General features: G+C 64.6%; 19 protein-coding genes. 8 read left to right on the top strand and 11 right to left on the bottom strand.

The window, feature by feature from the left end; genetic code table 11:
* Positions 1 to 7: 7 nt before the first annotated feature.
* Positions 8 to 826, bottom strand: coding sequence for a bifunctional DNA-formamidopyrimidine glycosylase/DNA-(apurinic or apyrimidinic site) lyase (gene mutM / locus OKA04_RS06510; protein ID WP_264500335.1), 819 nt, complete (start codon positions 824 to 826; stop codon positions 8 to 10).
* A 93-nt stretch (positions 827 to 919) separates the two neighbouring features.
* Between mutM and OKA04_RS06505 the strand changes: the two genes are divergently transcribed.
* Entirely contained in the window at positions 920 to 1,255 is a 336-nt protein-coding gene (locus OKA04_RS06505) for a hypothetical protein (protein WP_264500334.1), read from the top strand.
* Between the two features lie 20 nt (positions 1,256 to 1,275).
* A complete protein-coding gene (locus tag OKA04_RS06500) occupies positions 1,276 to 1,620 on the top strand; it encodes a DUF2288 domain-containing protein (protein WP_264500333.1) in 345 nt (114 codons plus the stop codon).
* A gap of 7 nt (positions 1,621 to 1,627) precedes the next feature.
* Here OKA04_RS06500 and rsmI read toward each other — a convergent pair whose 3' ends face one another.
* From rsmI to proC, 5 genes are read right to left on the bottom strand one after another with little or no spacing between them, the layout of a single operon-like run.
* Positions 1,628 to 2,308, bottom strand: a complete 681-nt coding sequence (gene rsmI, locus OKA04_RS06495) for a 16S rRNA (cytidine(1402)-2'-O)-methyltransferase (protein WP_264500332.1) — start codon at positions 2,306 to 2,308, stop codon at positions 1,628 to 1,630.
* Positions 2,309 to 2,348: 40 nt separating this feature from the next.
* Entirely contained in the window at positions 2,349 to 2,858 is a 510-nt protein-coding gene (locus tag OKA04_RS06490) for a hypothetical protein (RefSeq protein WP_264500331.1), read from the bottom strand.
* Positions 2,859 to 2,904: 46 nt separating this feature from the next.
* A complete protein-coding gene (lptE, locus tag OKA04_RS06485) occupies positions 2,905 to 3,408 on the bottom strand; it encodes an LPS assembly lipoprotein LptE (RefSeq protein WP_264500330.1) in 504 nt (167 codons plus the stop codon).
* A 13-nt stretch (positions 3,409 to 3,421) separates the two neighbouring features.
* Positions 3,422 to 4,357 (bottom strand): tetratricopeptide repeat protein, encoded by a 936-nt coding sequence (locus OKA04_RS06480; protein WP_264500329.1) that lies wholly within the window; start codon positions 4,355 to 4,357, stop codon positions 3,422 to 3,424.
* A gap of 55 nt (positions 4,358 to 4,412) precedes the next feature.
* The gene (gene proC, locus OKA04_RS06475) at positions 4,413 to 5,201 is read right to left on the bottom strand and encodes a pyrroline-5-carboxylate reductase (RefSeq protein ID WP_264500328.1); all 789 of its coding nucleotides are present in this window, start codon (positions 5,199 to 5,201) and stop codon (positions 4,413 to 4,415) included.
* 179 nt (positions 5,202 to 5,380) lie between these two features.
* Between proC and OKA04_RS06470 the strand changes: the two genes are divergently transcribed.
* Positions 5,381 to 7,069, top strand: coding sequence for a tetratricopeptide repeat protein (locus tag OKA04_RS06470; protein WP_264500327.1), 1,689 nt, complete (start codon positions 5,381 to 5,383; stop codon positions 7,067 to 7,069).
* 15 nt (positions 7,070 to 7,084) lie between these two features.
* Here OKA04_RS06470 and OKA04_RS06465 read toward each other — a convergent pair whose 3' ends face one another.
* A complete protein-coding gene (locus OKA04_RS06465) occupies positions 7,085 to 7,609 on the bottom strand; it encodes a hypothetical protein (protein ID WP_264500326.1) in 525 nt (174 codons plus the stop codon).
* Between the two features lie 98 nt (positions 7,610 to 7,707).
* On the opposite strand from OKA04_RS06465, the gene kefF reads away from it, so the two are divergent.
* Both kefF and OKA04_RS06455 read left to right on the top strand, forming a co-directional pair.
* Entirely contained in the window at positions 7,708 to 8,274 is a 567-nt protein-coding gene (gene kefF, locus OKA04_RS06460) for a glutathione-regulated potassium-efflux system oxidoreductase KefF (RefSeq protein WP_264500325.1), read from the top strand.
* 9 nt (positions 8,275 to 8,283) lie between these two features.
* Positions 8,284 to 10,167, top strand: a complete 1,884-nt coding sequence (locus OKA04_RS06455; RefSeq protein WP_264500324.1) for a monovalent cation:proton antiporter-2 (CPA2) family protein — start codon at positions 8,284 to 8,286, stop codon at positions 10,165 to 10,167.
* Between the two features lie 15 nt (positions 10,168 to 10,182).
* Here OKA04_RS06455 and OKA04_RS06450 read toward each other — a convergent pair whose 3' ends face one another.
* The 3 genes from OKA04_RS06450 to OKA04_RS06440 are packed head-to-tail and all read right to left on the bottom strand — an operon-like array spanning position 10,183 to position 13,879.
* Positions 10,183 to 11,997, bottom strand: a complete 1,815-nt coding sequence (locus OKA04_RS06450) for a glycoside hydrolase family 32 protein (protein WP_264500323.1) — start codon at positions 11,995 to 11,997, stop codon at positions 10,183 to 10,185.
* A 31-nt stretch (positions 11,998 to 12,028) separates the two neighbouring features.
* Positions 12,029 to 12,490, bottom strand: coding sequence for a hypothetical protein (locus tag OKA04_RS06445; RefSeq protein WP_264500322.1), 462 nt, complete (start codon positions 12,488 to 12,490; stop codon positions 12,029 to 12,031).
* Between the two features lie 3 nt (positions 12,491 to 12,493).
* Positions 12,494 to 13,879, bottom strand: a complete 1,386-nt coding sequence (locus tag OKA04_RS06440; protein WP_264500321.1) for a sugar porter family MFS transporter — start codon at positions 13,877 to 13,879, stop codon at positions 12,494 to 12,496.
* Positions 13,880 to 13,991: 112 nt separating this feature from the next.
* Between OKA04_RS06440 and OKA04_RS06435 the strand changes: the two genes are divergently transcribed.
* The 3 genes from OKA04_RS06435 to OKA04_RS06425 all read left to right on the top strand — a co-directional run bounded on the left by OKA04_RS06435 (position 13,992) and on the right by OKA04_RS06425 (position 16,422).
* Positions 13,992 to 15,125, top strand: a complete 1,134-nt coding sequence (locus OKA04_RS06435) for a GntR family transcriptional regulator (protein ID WP_264500320.1) — start codon at positions 13,992 to 13,994, stop codon at positions 15,123 to 15,125.
* 84 nt (positions 15,126 to 15,209) lie between these two features.
* On the top strand, positions 15,210 to 15,719 hold the full coding sequence (locus OKA04_RS06430) for a hypothetical protein (RefSeq protein WP_264500319.1): 510 nt from the start codon (positions 15,210 to 15,212) through the stop codon (positions 15,717 to 15,719).
* 28 nt (positions 15,720 to 15,747) lie between these two features.
* Complete coding sequence (locus OKA04_RS06425; RefSeq protein WP_264500318.1) at positions 15,748 to 16,422, top strand: DUF4198 domain-containing protein; 675 nt, start codon at positions 15,748 to 15,750, stop codon at positions 16,420 to 16,422.
* Between the two features lie 85 nt (positions 16,423 to 16,507).
* On the opposite strand, the gene OKA04_RS06420 is transcribed toward OKA04_RS06425, so the two are convergent.
* Positions 16,508 to 17,365 (bottom strand): helix-turn-helix transcriptional regulator, encoded by an 858-nt coding sequence (locus OKA04_RS06420; RefSeq protein ID WP_264500317.1) that lies wholly within the window; start codon positions 17,363 to 17,365, stop codon positions 16,508 to 16,510.
* Positions 17,366 to 17,439: the final 74 nt, after the last annotated feature.

Below are 17,439 nucleotides of genomic sequence, written 5' to 3'. Positions count from 1 at the left end.
TCCCGACCTATCTTTGGCACTTCGGGCACCAGTAGGTCGAGCGCTGGCCCATCACCGCATGGTTGATCGCCGTGCCGCACACGCGGCACGGCTCACCCTTCCGCTCGTAGACGAAGAGCGACTGCCGGAAGTAGCCGGGCTCACCGTCCGAGTTCAGGAAGTCCCGCAAGGTCGTGCCGCCTTGCTCGATGGAGTCCGTGAGCACCTGCCGGATCGCCTCCACGAGCTTGGCCAGTTTCGGTCTCGTGATCTTCGCCGCCTCGGTGGCGGGGCGGATGCCCGCGCGGAAGAGCGCCTCACTGGCGTAGATGTTTCCCACGCCGACCACCACCTTTGGGTCCATGATTGCCAGCTTGATGGCGATCTTCCGACCCGCGCAGGCCTTCGCGAGATGGGCCGCGGTGAAACCGGCGTCGAGCGGTTCCGGCCCCAGGCCTTTCAAGAGAGGGTGCGCCTGTGGATCTCCCGATGGCAGGTGCAGGAAGATCCCGAAGCGCCGCGGATCGTGGAAGCGGAGCTGCTTCCCGGAGCCAAGGGTCAGCGCGACATGGTCGTGCTTCTTGAAATCGGCGGACGGATCGGCGAGGCGGAGGCTGCCGGACATGCCGAGGTGGATCAGCAGGTAGCCACCGCTTTCCATGGTCAGGATGAGATACTTCGCCCGCCGAGTGACGCCGGTGAATCGCTCGCCTGCGATCGAGTCGAGCGTTTCGGACACCGGTTGCCGCAGTCCTCGGTGACGAACGATCACCTCCGTCACCGCTTGTCCGACGAGGTGAGGCTCGATCCCGCGGCGGGTGGTTTCGACTTCGGGCAGCTCAGGCATGCGCCCCATTCTAGCCGCGGAGCAGCGGCGTCCATGGCAAAAGTCGCGCTGCTGTCTTGAAATCCTCCGCGCACTCTCATAGATGCGGGTCTCATGGACCGAGAAGCTTTCGCCCTCCCCGATGGCAGACTGTTTTCCGCATGGGATCTCCGCTTCGGGGACTGGCAGCGGCGTCGGGAGAGCCGGCCATCGTTCGTCCACCTGCCCGATGGCAGTGTCCGCTCCGGCGCGGTGAGCTACACCACGGAGTGGGCGTCGATCCGCTTCTGCGTCTCGGGTGGTAGCCTGGAGACGGGCGCGACCGGACAGCTTTCCTCGGGGGACGACCTTTTCTATCAGGTCACCGTGGTGAGCATCGAGTGGCAGGAGGACCACCTCCGCGTGACCGGCACGGCGATGAGGAATTTTGATTTCTCCGTGCCGCAGTGAGCGCCTAGCTTCCGCGCACCATGATCGCGCCGGAGCACTACGGATCGGAGTCCATGAAATACGTCCTCTTTGGCGAGGACGGGACGAGCACGGAGGAAAAGCTCGCCGGATACACCGGTGTGGTGCCGTGGAGCTACCTGCGTCCGCATTGTGAGAATGGCGTGCTCTTCTACGTGGATGCCTCGCTGGATCTCACCGTGGTAGGGGCAGCGATCTCCCGCAACGAATCCGCCCGCGTGGACGCCTGGCTGAAGTCCGGTGATCTGGTGAAGATGAGCGAGGTCCACGCGTCGCAGTGGGAGAAGGACTCGCCGGAATTCGAGGCGCTGGTCGTCTCGCCCTTCGTGCTCTGCCGACCGGTCTGAGCGAGCGCTACGGCCCCTTCACGAGGAACACGATCTCGCCCTTCGGCGGATGCACCTGGAAGTGCGCGAGCAATTCCGCCGCGGTGCCGCGATGGTAGGTCTCGAATTTCTTCGTCAGTTCGCGGGCCACGCAGCACGGGGCCTGCGGGTGCTTTTCCGCCAGCAGCTCCAGCGTGGAAAGCAGGCGGTGGGGTGATTCGAAGAAGATGCTGGAGCCCTCGGTTTCCAGTGACTCCTCCAGCACGGAGAGACGCTTGCCCTTCTTGATCGGCAGGAAGCCGAGGAAGCGGAAGGCGTGAACGGGGAAGCCCGAGCCGACCAGCGCTGTCAGCACCGCGGACGGTCCGGGCAGCACCTCGAAAGGGATGCCCTGCTCGATGCAGGCCTGCACCACGCGGTAGCCGGGATCGGACACGGCGGGCATTCCTGCGTCCGTCACCACCGCAACCGTCTCGCCGCCGCGGACCGCATCCAGCAACTCCGGCAGGCGTCGTACTTCATTGTGGTCGTGCAGCGAGACCAGCGGCTTGCCGGTGATGCCGAGCTTCGAAAGCAGGGGCGACGAGTGCCTCGTGTCCTCGCAGGCGATGCGGCTGGCTTCCTTCAGCACCTCGATCGCGCGCAGCGTGATATCGCCGAGATTTCCGATGGGGGTGGGGACGAGGACGAAGCGGCCGGGAGTGCTCATGCGTGGGATTACCGGAGAAAAGGGAGAGCGGGTGATGGCACTACTGCTTCTTGAAGCCAAGGATTTCTCCCATGTCCGGATCGCCGAGGGTGAAGATAACGCCATCCACCGCGGACGAGCCGGTGAAGGTCGGCGACTCGAACAACTTGCGGCCATCCGCGAAGCTGAAGTCGATCCCATAGACGGTCTGCGAATCATCCCCGCCGGACGAAACGGTGCCGGAGGCGACGATGGACCAGCGGCCCTCGAAATCCTTCGGGCCCTTGTAGCTGTAGGTGAAGTCGTCCGCGCGGCTGAAGTCCGGGAAGCGGACGAACTTCGCCGATCCATCGTGCCGCAGGATGATGCGAGAAGTCGCCGCGTAGTCCTTGATCTCGGCACTCAGCCCCGTTTTCACGGTGTCCACCAGCGCCTCGGTCAAGACGTAGGTGCCCGCCGCTTCTTCCACGGTCGGCTGGCGTTTCGAGAAACGGTGCGCGTGGGGATTATACTGGCAGGCTGCCAGCAGCAAGGAAGCGCTGGCGAGGCACGGGGCGGTCCAGCGGTTCATGATTTTAGATGGAGGAAGGGCTGGCGGCAGGATGCCGCGGCCACGGTTAGAAGCCGTTCGACAGGCGCGAGACCATGGCCTCGCTGGCGCGCTCGAGCGCGTCAGGCAGGGCATTGGTGCGGGAAGTCTGCAGATTCGAGTCCACGAAGAAGCGGCTCGTGCCGGTGGAACTGCCGGAGGCCAGCACCTTCGTGCGGTCACGCGCGTCGGTGAGCTTCCAGTTCAGGATGACCGTATTCTGGAGTTCTTCCGGGCGCAGGGTGTCCAGGCGGGTGCTGCGCAGCGGCGTGTAGTCGATGCGATGGACCGTTCCTTCCAGCACGGCATCGGCCTTCCCGTCGGAGGTGATGGTGTAGGTGCCGTCGAGGACGATGGCATCGGCCGCCGAGCTGGTGGCCAGCGCCTCCGCCCGCGGGTGCAGGGTATCGTTGTGGAACATCGGGATGCTGATGTTCTTCACGTCGCGGAGGATGGCCGGCTTGGCACCGCCGAGCTGGTAGCCGGCGCAGGAGCTGAAGGCCAGGGTGGCGAGAAGGAGGAGCGGGCGCATGGCGGGAGAGGCGTTAGTTTCCGAGCGCGGCCAGACGTGCCTTCGCCTTGTCGTGGAGATCGCCGGACTTCGTCTTGCGGATCACTTCCTCGTAGTAGAAGCGTGCCGAGCCGGTGTCGCCCTTCCGCTCGTAGAACTGGGCGACATTGAACGACTGCTGGATGTCCTGCCCACCGAGGTTCGAGACAAGCTGGCGGGCCTCGCCATTCTTCGAGTGGCCGGGATACTGGCGTAGGTAGTCTTGGAAGGCCTCGCGGGCCCGCTCCATGTTTGCCTGGTCCTGGTTGCCGCGGCGGGCTTCATCCATGAGGACCTTGCCGATGCTGAACTGAGCCTCGGGAGCCTCCTTGCTGTCGGGGAATTCCAGCACCACCTCGCGGTAAGCCGTGATCGCCTTGGCCGCGCCGGAGGAGTTGCCGCGGCTTTCCCACACCTGGCCAATGGTGAACTGTGCCTTCGATGCCTGCGGCGAGCGCGGCGCATTCTGGCGCACCTTGGAGAGCATCTCGGTGATCTTGTCGTCGGAGATGCTGGACTTCAGGCCGAGGAAGCTGGTCTTCACCTGGCCATCAGCCGCCGATTGGGCCATGCTGGCCTGGCGGTTGAGCGCCTTCTCGTAGAGATTGCTGGAGTTGTAGCGGCTGATGAATTCCTGATAGGCGTCGAAGGCTTCGCGGATCTTGCCTTCCTGCTCCAGCAGTTCGCCTTGGCGGAAACGCGCATCCGGGGCCTTTTCGGCGATGGGCATCGAGTCGGCGAGCTCGTCGTAGATCTTGATCGCCTTGGCGCGCTTGCCGGCATTCTCGGCAGCCTGCGCCTGACCGAACTTGGCCTCGGCCAGCTTATGGTGCGCGGACGTGCTGCCGACCAGCGGCGGGAGATCGGCATTGTCGCCACAGGAGGCGAGCAAGGCGGCGAGGGCGGGCAGAGCGAGGCGAGAAATTCGCATGGCAGGGAAACTAGAAAGATGGGGCAGGGGGCGGAAAGCGAAATTCACGCGGTATTCAGGAGCCGCTGAGCTCCGCCGAGCGTCGTGCAGCGGTGGTCACCGCCTCGATGAATGCGGCCCGGACGCCGTGTTTTTCCAACTCGGCGATGCCTGCGATGGTGGTGCCGCCGGGTGAGGTCACCTGATCCTTCAGCTCTCCGGGGTGGAGGCCGGTATCGAGCACCATCGTGGCCGCACCGAGCACGGTTTGGGCGGCCAGCTTCAGGGCCTCCGCGCGCGGCAGGCCGGCGCGCACGGCACCGTCCGCCATGGCCTCGATGACGATGTAGATGAATGCCGGGCCGCTCCCGGACAGGCCGGTGACGGCGTCCATCAGCACTTCCGGCAGCTCCACGGCGAGGCCCACGGAGCCAAGCAACGATTTCGCCACTTCCGCATCCTCCAAGGTCGCCGCCCGACCGCTGCAAAAGGCTGCGGCACCCTTTCCGACCAGCGCGGGGGTATTTGGCATGCAGCGGATCACCCGCACTCCGGCAGGGACCCGGGCCTCCAGCCAATCCGTGGTGAGGCCCGCCGCGACGGAAATCAGCAGCGCATCGCCCTCGGGCAGCGCGGACAGGGCGGACCCGGCCTGATTCGGCTTCGTGCAGAGCAGATAAACGTCGGCATTCAGCCCCGGGATCGAGTCGGCGACGGTAGCCCCGGTCGCGGCGGCGAAGATATTCGCGGCCTCCGGGTAGGCGTCACAGCCGCTCACGTTTTCCGGATCGATGGCCCCGGAGCGGATCGCTCCCTCCACCAAGGCACTGCCCATTTTCCCGCAGCCGATGACGCCGAGTTTCATGCGGCGGGAAGTTAGGCGCAGGTTTTGCGTGGCGCGAGCGCCATTTCGGGCATGGATATGGGCTGCCGCTCTGGTAGATCTGGAATATCTGCCCGGTGATGACAGTCCGGCGTCCTGCCTGACTCCGGGGCGCTCATGATTTTCCTTGAGGCGTTTTCCTCGCGGCACATCGTCGGCGCATGCGTTATCTGCTGCTGGCTCTTGCGTTTTCGGTCGGGCTTCCCGCTGTGGCGGAGGAGAAGGCTGCCCCTGTCGGGCAGGTTGATGCCGTTCCTGAAGCAGATGCGGTGATCTCCGGGCGGCTGAAGGGCCTGCCCGTGCCAACCCCCCCGCCCATCCCGAAGGGAATCGTGATGGCGGTGACCTCGGCCGATCCGGAGGCGCAGAAGCACGTTCTGGCCGGCCTTACCAATATCCACGGCGGCTGGGACTTCGAGGCCTACCGCCATTTCTGTGCCGCGCTGGCACTGGATCCCGATTGCCTGATGGCGCACTGGGGCGTGGCGGTGGCGCTGATCAATGCCGAGCCGGATCTGGTGGATGAGCGCAATGCCGCCCTCAAGCGCATGATCGCGCTGGTGAAGGCGGACGTCGGCACCGATCTGGAGCAGGCCTACGCCTATTCCATCGCCGTTTTTTACGAAAGGGGTGCTGCTGCGGCGGCGGAGACCATCCGCAAGGCGTCCGTGAAATTTCCCAATGACCTGCAGCTCAAGCTGCTCACGGCCGCATTCGGCCGCTCCGGCTACGATGAGATGGGGAAGGCGAATCCGGATCAGGAGAAGGCGGAGTCTTTGCTCGATGAGCTGTTGACCAGCTTTCCGGACCACCCGCTCATCCTCCACGCCTACCTCACGATCCGCGCCGAGGCACCGGACCTGCGCGGGGATCTGGCGCGGGCCGAGCGGCTCTGCCAATTGGCACCGGACTATGCGCCCTTCCTTCACCTGCTGGGTCACTATCAACTGCGGAATGGCAATGCGACCCAGGCGGCCGATGCTTTCGCCCGATCAGCAAAGCTCTATCAGGAATGGATGGAGGAGACGAAGCTGGGCCGCGTGGATTGCCCCGGCTGGGTGAAGGCCGAGTGCTATCGCGCCGCCGCCCTCGCCGCAAAGGGCGACTATGCGAATGCCCTCGCCACCGCGAAGGCAGTCGCCGCCATCGAGGTGAAGCCCGAGCGTGCAGGCAGCGAAGGCGGCCAGCTCGTGATGTGGGAGGGACGCACGCTGGAGGCCCGCCTGCTGATGCGCCGCGGGCTGAAGGGCGACGCCGCGCTGGCGCTGAAGACGCTGCCGGACCCGGCAAAGCAGAAGCCTTACGAAAAGGTCAGCCACGCCGTGTGGTTTTACCAGGGGCTCGCCATCGTCCTCGAAGCCCGCAAGTCGCTGGAGGAGGGCAAGATTAACGATGCCCGCCAGATCGTCGACGCGCTGACCCTCCATGGCGAGCGGATGGGCCAGACGCGCCAGTCCGCCAGTGTGGCGGGCGAGCGTTCCACCTGGTCGCGCGGCTACAATGCGCTGGAGATCGCAGCCAGTGAGATGCGCGGGGCATTGGCAATGGCCGGGCCGAAGGACGGCATTGTGTCCGCCTTCAACTGGTATCGCGCCGCCCTCGACCGCCAGACCTCGGCCTCGATGCTGATGCCGCCGATCGCGCTGCTGCCGATGGAGACGCGCCTGGCCGAGTACTACATCGCGCGGAATGAGCCGAAGGCCGCCATCGACATCCTCATCGAGGCCCAGGCGAAATACACGCACGACGTGGAAATCCTCGGCCGCCTCCAGAAGGCCCTCGAAAAAGCGGGGGAGAAGGAGCAGGCGAAGCTCATCAAGGAGCAGATCGAAAAGGTGAAGTCGGAGTGACGGCACGGGGCGTGATCACCCCGCCGTAAATCCTGCTTCCCGACATCTCACCCGGGCGATCCAGATCAGGTATCCCAGCGATACCAGCATGCCCACCCCGTAGCAGGTGAGCTGGATCGTCTGCGTGATCATCAGGGGCAGGGTGAATTCCGGATAGACGATCTCCGGATACAGGGGCCGCCCCGACTTCCACACCCACGCCCCGGTCGCGAGCCCCGCGGCCTCGGTCACCAGCAGCAGCCAGGGCACCACCTTGAGCAGCCGTTTCGGCGCCACCTTTGGCCTGCTGCCCGCCCTCGCGACGAAAAGCGCGACGAGGCCCAGTCCCAATCCCGGACCCACCGAGGCGCGGAATGCCCACGCGGCCGCGAGCAGCGTGAGATCCGTGATTCCCCACAGTGGCGCATGATAGACCGTGAAGTGCTCCGGTGCGATCCGGATCAGATACTGGTCATGCAGCAGGCAGTAGAGGAAGACCTGCAACCAGATGCCGACGACGATGGCATAGGTGACGGAGCGCTTTTCTCGGAGCAGGGGCATAAGGATGGGGATGGTGTGCGCAGTTGCTCTGCGATGAATGCCGGAAGCGCTTCCTTTCTCGCCAAGTCGCCCGGGCTTTGCCAGATCATCCGCAGACGATGTCGCGCGTGCTCGTGATCTTTGCTCATCCAGCCTTCGAGCGGTCGAGGGTGAATCGCGCATTGATCGCCGCGGCGCGCTCGGTGAAGGGCGTGACGGTGCATGATCTCTACGAGACGTATCCGGATTTCCTGATCGAGGTGCGCGAGGAGCAACGGCTTCTGGAAAGCCACGATACCATCGTGCTGCAGCATCCCTTCTTCTGGTATAGCAGTCCGGCGCTGGTGAAGGAGTGGCTGGATCTGGTGCTCTCCTACCGCTGGGCATATGGCGAGGGCGGCACCGCCTTGCGCGGGAAGATCCTCGCGCACGCGATCAGTGCCGGTGGCCCGGAGGCGGCGTATTGCCGCGAGGGGGCAAATCACTTTTCGGTCCGCGAGCTTCTTGCGCCCTTCGAGCAGACCGCGCGGCTGTGCGGCATGGGCTATGCCGAGGCCTTCGCCGTCCACGGCGCGCATCATCTGGATGCCGCAGCGCTTGCCGCCGAGTCACTCCGCTACCAGGCATGGCTCGGCAGCCTGCGCGATGGCGACGGTGCGGCACCGCTCTGGCTTTTTCCTCCCTGACATCCATCCATGGCCTTCGAAAGCGCCTTCGCCCAAGCCTTCCTCTACCTCGCCGCGGCGCTGGTCGCCATCCTTGTCGGGAAGCGCCTCGGGCTTGGCGCGGTCCTCGGCTATCTCATCGCGGGTGCCTTGATCGGCCCGTGGGGCTTCGGCTGGATCGGCCGGGAAGGGGAGCAGGTCACGCACTTCGCGGAATTCGGCGTGGTGATGATGCTCTTCCTCGTCGGCCTGGAATTGCAGCCGGTGCATCTCTGGAAAATGCGGCGCGAGATCTTCGGCCTCGGATCGCTGCAAGTCGTCGTATCGGCGCTCGCCATCGCGGGAGTGGTGCTCCTGCTCGGCCCGGGGTGGAAGACGGCGCTCGGCATCGGACTCATCCTTGCGATGTCCAGCACGGCGATCGTGCTGCAGTGCCTCTCCGAGAAGAACCTGCTGCGCACCGAGGCGGGGCAGAATTCCTTCGCGGTGCTTCTTTTCCAGGACCTCGCCGTCATCCCCATCATGGCGGTGCTGCCGCTGCTCGCGGTAGGTCAGGCGGTGACCGGCCATGGCGACCACGGCGGGCATGGCAGTGCCGCGTGGATGGAGCATTGGCCGGCGTGGGCCCAGGCGCTCGCCACCATTGCCGCGGTGGTCATCGTCGTCGCCATCGCCCGCCTCGCGGTGAGGCCGATCTTCCGGGCCATCGCCGCCACGGGACAGCGCGAGGCCTTCACTGCGGCGGCACTGCTGCTGGTCATCGGCATCGCGCTGCTGATGACAAAGGTCGGTCTCTCCTCCGCGCTCGGGGCCTTCGTGGCCGGTGTGGTGCTGGCGAACAGCGAATACCGCCATGAGCTGGAAAGCGACTTGGAGCCCTTCAAGGGCTTGCTGTTAGGCCTCTTCTTCCTCGGGGTCGGGACGGGCATCGACTTCGGACACATCGGTTCGCACTGGGGTGTGGTCTTCGGTGGCGCGCTGGCTTTGCTCGTGGTGAAGGGCGGCGTGATCTTCGCGCTGGCCCGCCTGAATGGATCGAATTGCGCCAGCTCGCTGGTCTTTTCCTCGGCACTCGCGGCGGGTGGTGAGTTCGCCTTCGTGCTCATCGCGCTGGCGGCGAATGCGGGTGTCTTCCCGCTGGAAATCTCGCGCACGCTGGTCGCGGTCGTCGCGCTCACCATGGCGGCGACACCGCTGCTCATCCTCGCCGCACATCGCTTCACCGCGCGCAGCGTCGCGGCGGATGCGGACGAGCGGGAGAGCGACGTGCATGATCAGGGCGCACCGGTGATCATCTGCGGCTTCGGCCGCTTCGGCCACGCCATCGGCAGGCTGCTCCAGACGCAGGGGATCGAGAGCACGGTGCTGGACAACGACTCCGACCAGGTGGAGACGCTGCGGGCGCTCGGCATGCCGGTCTTCTATGGCGATGCCTCGCGTCCCGACCTGCTCTCCACGGCCGGAGCCGCGCGGGCAAGGGTGCTGGTCGTGGCCCTACGCGATGCCGATGTGACCATGAAGATCGTCTCGGCGGCGCGGCAGCACTACCCCCACCTGCGGATCTTCCTGCGCGCCTACAGCCGCAGCTCGGCGTATCAATTCCTCGATGCCGGGGAGCAGGGGATCTACCGCGACACGCTCGACTCCTCGCTGCGCATGGGCACCGACGTCCTCTGCGCGCTGGGCAAGCCTGCCCATGCCGCGCACCGCGCCGCGAAGCGCTACCGCAAGGCTGACGAGGCATTCGTCCGCGAGGTCGCCGCGCATCGTCATGAGCATGACAATTTCGTCAGCGCCGCCCGCGATGCCCGAGTCATCTTCGACGAGGTGATGCGGGCGGATCTCCAGGAGCACCATCCCTCCGAGGATGCCTGGTCACCGCCCGTCCCCGCGCCGGAGAAGGAAGCGAATTGATCGCGGCCGCCCCGCTCACTTCTGCCAGATCGACTTGAGCGGATAGACCGAGATGCTGTGGATCGTGGCGGGTCCACCTTCCGCAGTCACGGAGAGGCCGTCCACATTTGGCAGCACGAAGTTCGTCGAGGAAATCTCGCCGTCATTCACGAAGGCTTCCAGCGATCCGCGGTCCAGCAGGATCTCGATGTTCTTCACCGTGCCGATGGCTTCGCCGCGCGTTTCGCCGACCTGGATCGACTTCCCGGAGATCACCAGGGGCACGCCGCGCAGCAGGAATTTCAGGCGCGAGCCTTCCGGCAGATCCACTTCCGCCTTGATCCGGAACAAATCCCCGGAAGCTGCCAGCTCCTTCGTTTCGCCGCTCGCGAGCTTCACGTCCTTCGCTGTCTTTTCGGAAGCGTGGAGCTTCTCGATCTCGCGGATCGGCTTGCGGAAGACACGCAGGCCGACGGGGGTGTCGTGCAGCGTCAGTTCGCACGGGAAGCTGATTTGCTGGTTGAAGGGCATGCCGGGGAAATTGCTGCCGCGCATCCACGCGGTCTGAATGCGCCGGCCGTCGCTGCGCTCCATGTTGTTCCAGCTCTGCGTGGCGTAGAAGGTATGGTCGTGGATGTCGGCGGCGATCCTGTCGGATTCGGGAGTGAATTTCACGCCGTCGAAGCTGCCGATGGAATACTTGCCGTCCGCCTGCACCAGCACCCACTTCTTCTTGGAGGGGCTGCCCTCGACCGCGAGTTCGAAGAAGTCAGGGCACTCGTAGCTGTGGTCGATCGGGTTCTTCTCGTCCTTCCATTCCAGCAGGTTCTTCGAGGTGAAGACGTGATACTTCCCGTTGCCGTAGAGGAACATCACCCAGTGCTTGCCCGGCTCGTACCAGAAGACCTTCGGGTCGCGCTCGGGGAAGACCAGCACGGGATCCTTGTCGCGGATGGTCCAGGTGCGGCCCTTGTCGAGGCTGTAGGAGATGCACTGGCTGCGGTTGTCCACCGTGGACCAGAAGGCGATCATGGGCGGGTTCTTCGGTTCGTTGGAAAGGCCCGACGTGTTGTCGTGGTCGATCACGCATGAGCCGGATTGCACGCCCTCGTCGAGTTCCGTCGCCCAGAAGGCGGGCTCGAGTTCCTCCCAGTGGATCAGGTCCTTGCTCACGGCGTGAAGCCAGCACTTGTGCCAACGCTGGGCGAAGAGGTGATACTCGCCGTCATGATAGACCAGGCCGTTGAGGTCATTGATCCAGCCCTCCTGGCGCATGCCGGGATTCAGCCGGTCCATCGTCCACTGGCGCGCGGTGAAGTGGAACTGCGGGCGAAGGGCCTCCTGATAGAGCGGCTCGGTCGCCACGGGATAGGCGGCCGGTGCGTCCGTCAGCGAGAGTCCGGCGACATTGATGTGCCCCCATTGGCCGCTCGCCTGATCGACGATCTCGATGCGTGCCTCCTTTCCACGGAATGCCGAGACGTCCCAGCTCGCGGGCGTGAGGCGGTCGTGGTTCCTGCCGGTCGCGCTGCGGACGATCTTCCCGTCCACGATCAGGTTCATGCAGCAGTGCTTCTCATAGTCGCCGCCGCAGATGGAGAAGGCGATGAAATTCCGGTCGATGGTGAATGCAGGCGAGCTGAGGAAGCCGCGCGGGCCATCGCCATCGATCTCGCTGGTCGCCACGGGACCGTCCGGCGCATTGCGGATCTCCAACGTCTCGATCAGGTCGCCTGTCGCAGGGCTTTTCTCAAAGGCCGTGCCGGACTTCTTCCAGTCGGTGAATCCGGCGATGCCGGCCGCGTGGCCGGAAAGGGTGAGGAGCGGGGCGAGGAAATAGCGGGCTTTCATGAGTTTCGATGGGGCGGGGATTTGGTTTCTGTTAGAGCGATTCGATCGTGATCTGGCTGGCCGGTGCCTCCAGCGCGAGCTCCATGCCGTAGTGCATGCCTTCCACAAACGGCAGCAGGAGCTCGAGTACATCAGGTTGTTGGAAATGCGTCGGCTTCGTGTCGGGATGCGGGTAGTAGATGAAGCCCGCGAGCGGCGGTGCGTCAGGCCGCACGAGCCGGACGTCGAAGAAGGAGAAGTCCTCCGCGGGCTCGGTCGGATGCCACTTCACATCGCGGAAGGTGTGGCGGGCTATCCCCGTGCGATAGCGGTGGGGCGCGATGCTGATATTGATGGTGCCGGGATGATAGTCCGCGAGATCGATGCCGAGCTCTCGGAAAAAAGGTGCCTGCATCCGCAGCGTGCCACCCGGGAAGCGAGGGTTGCCATTGAGGCCGGAGGCCACGCGGTGACCTTGGATCACCTGTGCCGTGAATGTCTGCCAGTCGTCCATGATTCAGTTCGATTTGATCTTCCGGCTCATGTCCTCCAGCGAGACGCGCTTCGTTTCCGGGAAGAAGAATCCGACCACGATGATCTGGAGAATCATCATCGCCGCGAAGAAGGCAAAGGGCAGGCCTGCACCCGCTTGTCCCACGTCCTTTGCGACCAGCGGGAAGGTCCACGAGATGAGCATGGCCATGAACCAATGCGTGAAGCTGCCGAGCGTCTGCCCCTTGCTCCGCACCTCGGTGGGAAAGATCTCGCTGATGAAGACCCAGATGACCGCACCCTGGCCGAAGGCATGGCAGACGACGAAGCCGCCGAAGAGCCAGACAAGCCATTCGCGGTGCGCGGTGCCGCTGAAGATCCACGCGACGAGTGCCAGGCTGATGCCACACCCGATGGTGCCCCACATCAGCAGCGGCTTGCGCCCGACCTTGTCGATGATCGCCATGCCGAAGAGCGTCGCGGCGAAATTCATCGCGCCTAGCATCACCGACTGCATCGCGCTGGAGTCCTTGCTGTAGCCCGCCATCGCGAAGATCGTGTCGGCGTAGTACCAGAGCGCATTGATGCCGCCGAGCTGGTTGAACATCGCCACAGCCACGGCGAGAAAGATGGGCTTCGCGAACCCGCCGCCGAAGAGCGGTGCCGAGCCGACCTTGCCATCGGCATGCACGGACTGGCGGATCGAGCCGAGTTCACTGGGCACGTCCTGCACGCCGATTTTCTCCAGGACGTCGGCGGCTTCCTGCGTCTCGCCTTTCATCACCAGCCAGCGCGGGCTGCGCGGGATGAAGAACAGCATCACGAGGAAGAGCAGTGAGGGAAGGGCCTGCACGCCGAGCTTCCATCGCCACTCGGTCGCGCCGAGATCGAGCGACCCGATGAGGTAGTTTGTCAGGTAGGCGACCAGGACGCCGAGCACGATATTCACCTGGAAGCAGGCGACCAAGCGACCGCGCCACGATGCCGGTGCGATCTCCGCCAGATACATCGGGCACAGCACCGAGGTCGCGCCGACGGCGATGCCCCCCAGGATGCGGGCGAGGACGATGAGCCACAGGCCCGATGCGAAGGCGCAACCGATGGCGCACAGCAGGTAGAAGGCGGCGGCGATCTTCAGGCAATCACGGCGTCCGTAGAGGTCACCGGGCTTCGCCGCGGCGAGCGAGCCGATGGCGGCACCGATCAATGCCGACGCGGTCATGAAGCCCTGCTCGTTTGGCGAGAGATCGAAGACGGCCTTCAATTGATCCTGGCATCCCGAGATCACGGCGGTGTCGAAGCCGAAGAGCAGACCGCCCAGCGCGCCGACGAGCGTGGCCCCGAGCAGGGCGGGGGTGAGCTTCGCCGGTGGTCCGGCGTCCTGGGCAGGTGATGCTGCGGATACGTTCATGGGTTGAGTGACACCCTCCCGGATTTCACCGGGGAAGGTAGCAGTTGATTTGACAGCCCGGCGAAAAGCTGACAGGTCTGATTCAAAGGCGGCTAGGTCCGCCTCCCGTGCAATGGACAGCTCTCCCAAGCATCAGGTGATCTCCCGCGAGCTCACCACGGAAATCCTCGCCGGCAAATTCCGGCCCGGCACCCGCCTCCCCAGCGAGACCCAACTGGTGAAGCGCTTCGGCGTTTCGAGGCCTACCATCAGCCACGCGCTGCGTGCCCTGCAGGACGAGGGGCTGATCGAGCGTCGCCCGGGATCCGGTACTTATGTCTCCGCCGGAAAGGAGGGCCATTCGGCCAAGCGGCTCGGTGGATTGCAGATCGGGATGATCGTGCCGAACCTGAGGCAGACGGAGATCTTCGAGTCGATCTGCGGCGAACTTGCCAGCTTGGCGCGGGTGCATGACTTCGGTTTCTGGTGGGGCGCGAAGGCTTCGCCGGTCAGCGAGGCGAAGATGACCGTGCAGGAGGCGGAGGACCTGTGCGACCGTTTCATCGAGCAGGAAGTGGCGGGTGTCTTCTTTGTCCCCTTCGAGCATCAGGCAGACCGCGAGGCGTCGAATCGCCGCATCGCCTCGAAGCTCCGCCAGGCGGGTATCCCGGTGGTGCTGCTCGACCGCGATCTCGGTGCCTTCCCCGCGCGCAGTCCTTTCGACCTCATCGGCGTGGACAATTTCTCCGGGGGCTATCAGCTCGCCGAGCACCTGATCAAGCTCGGGCTGCGGAGGCTGGCGTATGTGGTGAAGCCACTGACCGCATCGACCGTCGAGGCCCGCATCGCTGGCGCGCGGATCGCCATGCAAACGCATGGCCTCGAGGTGCCGCGGAAATTCGTCCACGCGGGTGACCCGGGCGACCTGAAATTCGTCCGCTCCATCACGCAGGGTCGCCAGTACGATGCACTGCTCTGCACCAGCGATCACATCGCGGCGCTGCTGCTACAGTCGCTGAATCGTCTCGGCATGAAAGTCCCGGACGACCTGCGGGTGGTCGGCTTCGATGACGTGCGCTTCGCGAACCTGCTAACGGTGCCACTCACCACGATGGAGCAGCCGTGCCGGGACATCGCGGTCACGGCTTTCCATGCGTTGCGGGATCGGCTGGCGGATCCCACGCTGCCGCCGCGGACGGTGATGCTCACGCCGCGGCTGGTGGTGCGGGAGAGCTGCGGGGCCTACCTGCACCCGCCGGTGAAGTGAGGCGTGTGGCAACCTAGCGCCAAAAATTGGCAAGCGACCGGGAACAAAACGCGCGGGCCGTGCTACGATGTCCGCCACTTCATCATGATCTCCCGCGTCCTTTCCCTGCCGATCCGCGCCGCCATCGTCGCCGTATCATTCCTTTCCTCCGGCATTTCCCACGCGGATGATGCCGCTGCGAAAAACACCAAGTGCCCGATGATGACGGAGGACGACGTGGAGGAAGACAGCCTGGTGGACTTCAAGGGCACGCCAGTCGCCCTCTGCTGCGGCAAGTGCGAGCGCCTCTGGAAAGCCGACGAGAAGGCCGCTGCCTACTATGTGAAGGTGGCCACCGAGCTTGGCCTGCTCCCGCAATTCAAGGGCAAGGAAAAGGAACTCGGCCTCGACACCATCGAGCTGCTGCCACAGCGCTACTGCGCGATCCACACGAAGTCCCTCGTCTCGCCCTCCAGCCCGTTCGTCGAGTATCAGGGCCAGAAGGTGTATTTCTTCAACGACAAGGCGAAGGCGACCTGGGAAAAGGATCCGGAGAAGGCTGCGAAGAAAGCCATCGACGCCGGTGTGCTGCCGCAGCTCAAGAAGGAGGCCTGATTTTTCCAAAAGCGATCCCGGCTGATCCATGAAAAGATCCCTTCGCTCAGGCATCATCGCCTGCCTCGTGCTTGCGTCCTCGGCCCTCGCTCACTCCGTGTGGGTGGAGCCGGGGCCGGATGGGGCGCTGGTCGTTCGCTTCGGCGAATTGGACGGTGAGGTGGAGAAGTCACCGGGTCACCTCGACGCGCTCGAGATTCCTGCCGCCGTCATCCTGCCCGTGGGCGAGGAGGCGAAGCTGCTGGAATCGCAAAAGAAGGCGGATCACTACACGCTGGGAGGCACGAAGCCGGACCAGACGCTGGTGATGGAGACGGCCTTCCCGGTGATGTCCTTCGGTGGCGGAGCTCCGCGTCGTCCGATTTTCTACAGTCGCTGGCTGCCGGAGGGCGGGGACAAGGTCGCCGGTCAACCCTCGCTGACGCTGGATATCGTGCCGACCGGCAAGCCCGGCGAGGCGCGCGTCTATTTCCGCGGCAAGCCGCTGCCGGACACGAAGGCGCGCCTGAATGCGCCGGATGGCAGCCACACGCCGCTCAAGACCGACGCCGAAGGCATCGTGAAATTCACCACGAATGATACCGGTCGCTGGGTGCTCACCGTTCCCGGCTACAGCGAGGAAGTCCCCGGCTTTGCCAATGGCCAGCCTTACTCCGTAGCGAGTCACAATGCCTCGCTGACGTGGGTGGTGGCAAAGCCTTGATCGGCGCTCGTGAAAGTGGCCGCGGCATCGTGTCGTCGGCCTGCCATGGGGGCTGACTCCATGACGGAGGAAAGGTGTAGCGAGATCAGCCCGCGCGCCAGTCGGACGGGCGGACGCCTTTCTCGGCGACGAAGGCTTTCGTGAAATGGCTCAGGCTATTGTAGCCGACCTCGAATGCAGCTTCGGTGACATTGCTGCTGCCGTCGCGGAGCAGGGTGGCGGCGCGGTCGATGCGGATTTCGCGGAGCTTCTGGCTGAGCGTCTTGCCGCTGTGTTGCTTGAAAAGTCGGCTCAGGTAGTGGGGTGCGCAGCCGACGTGTTTCGCCACGGCGAGCAGGTCGAGGTCATCGCGGAAGTTCTCGCGCAGCCACAGGGTTGCCGCATCGATGCGCTGGCGCAGCGGATCGGTCGAGGGATTGCTGTCCTTCGGTGCGCTGCCGAAGAGGCTGAAGCACTCCAGCATCTTGCCGCGGAACCACGCAGGACGCAGCGCGCGCGGGACCGGTGGCTGGAGGAGTGACTCACAGAGATCGCGCTCCGCGAGGGTCATCGAGCGCAAGTAAGCGGCATTCGATGCGCTGGGCAGGGAGGGTTCGCGGAAGACCGGATGCATGGCCACACTGGCATCGCCGAAGTTCGCCATCAGCCATGCTTGGTTCGCTGACAGGATGACGAAGCGGTGGCGGCCATCTCCCGCCAGGCGGCTGGCGTGGATCATCTCGTCCGCCGAGGTCCGAAGCAGGGAGACGGTTCCGGGTACGATGCCGAGGCGGGCTTGGCGGCCGAGGATGACGCCGTGGCCATTGAGATTCAGCACCAAATGCCCCATTCCCGGCTTCAGCAGGCTGCTCCAGTCGGCTGCTTGGACGACTTCGGCGTCCACGCCCTTGATCTCCACGCCGGGTGCTTCGTGAAGGAGAATGGGGTGGAAAATGGCGGCCATCAGTCGGGAAACGCGGCCAACTCAAATCAATTGCGAATGAGTCTCAAGAAGAAGGTTTCGATTTGGCGATTAAT

The sequence above is a fragment of the Luteolibacter flavescens genome, from assembly GCF_025950085.1.
Classification (GTDB): domain Bacteria; phylum Verrucomicrobiota; class Verrucomicrobiia; order Verrucomicrobiales; family Akkermansiaceae; genus Haloferula; species Haloferula flavescens.
Note: the sequence above shows the minus strand (reverse complement) of the source record. Positions and strands in the feature narration are given on the sequence as shown.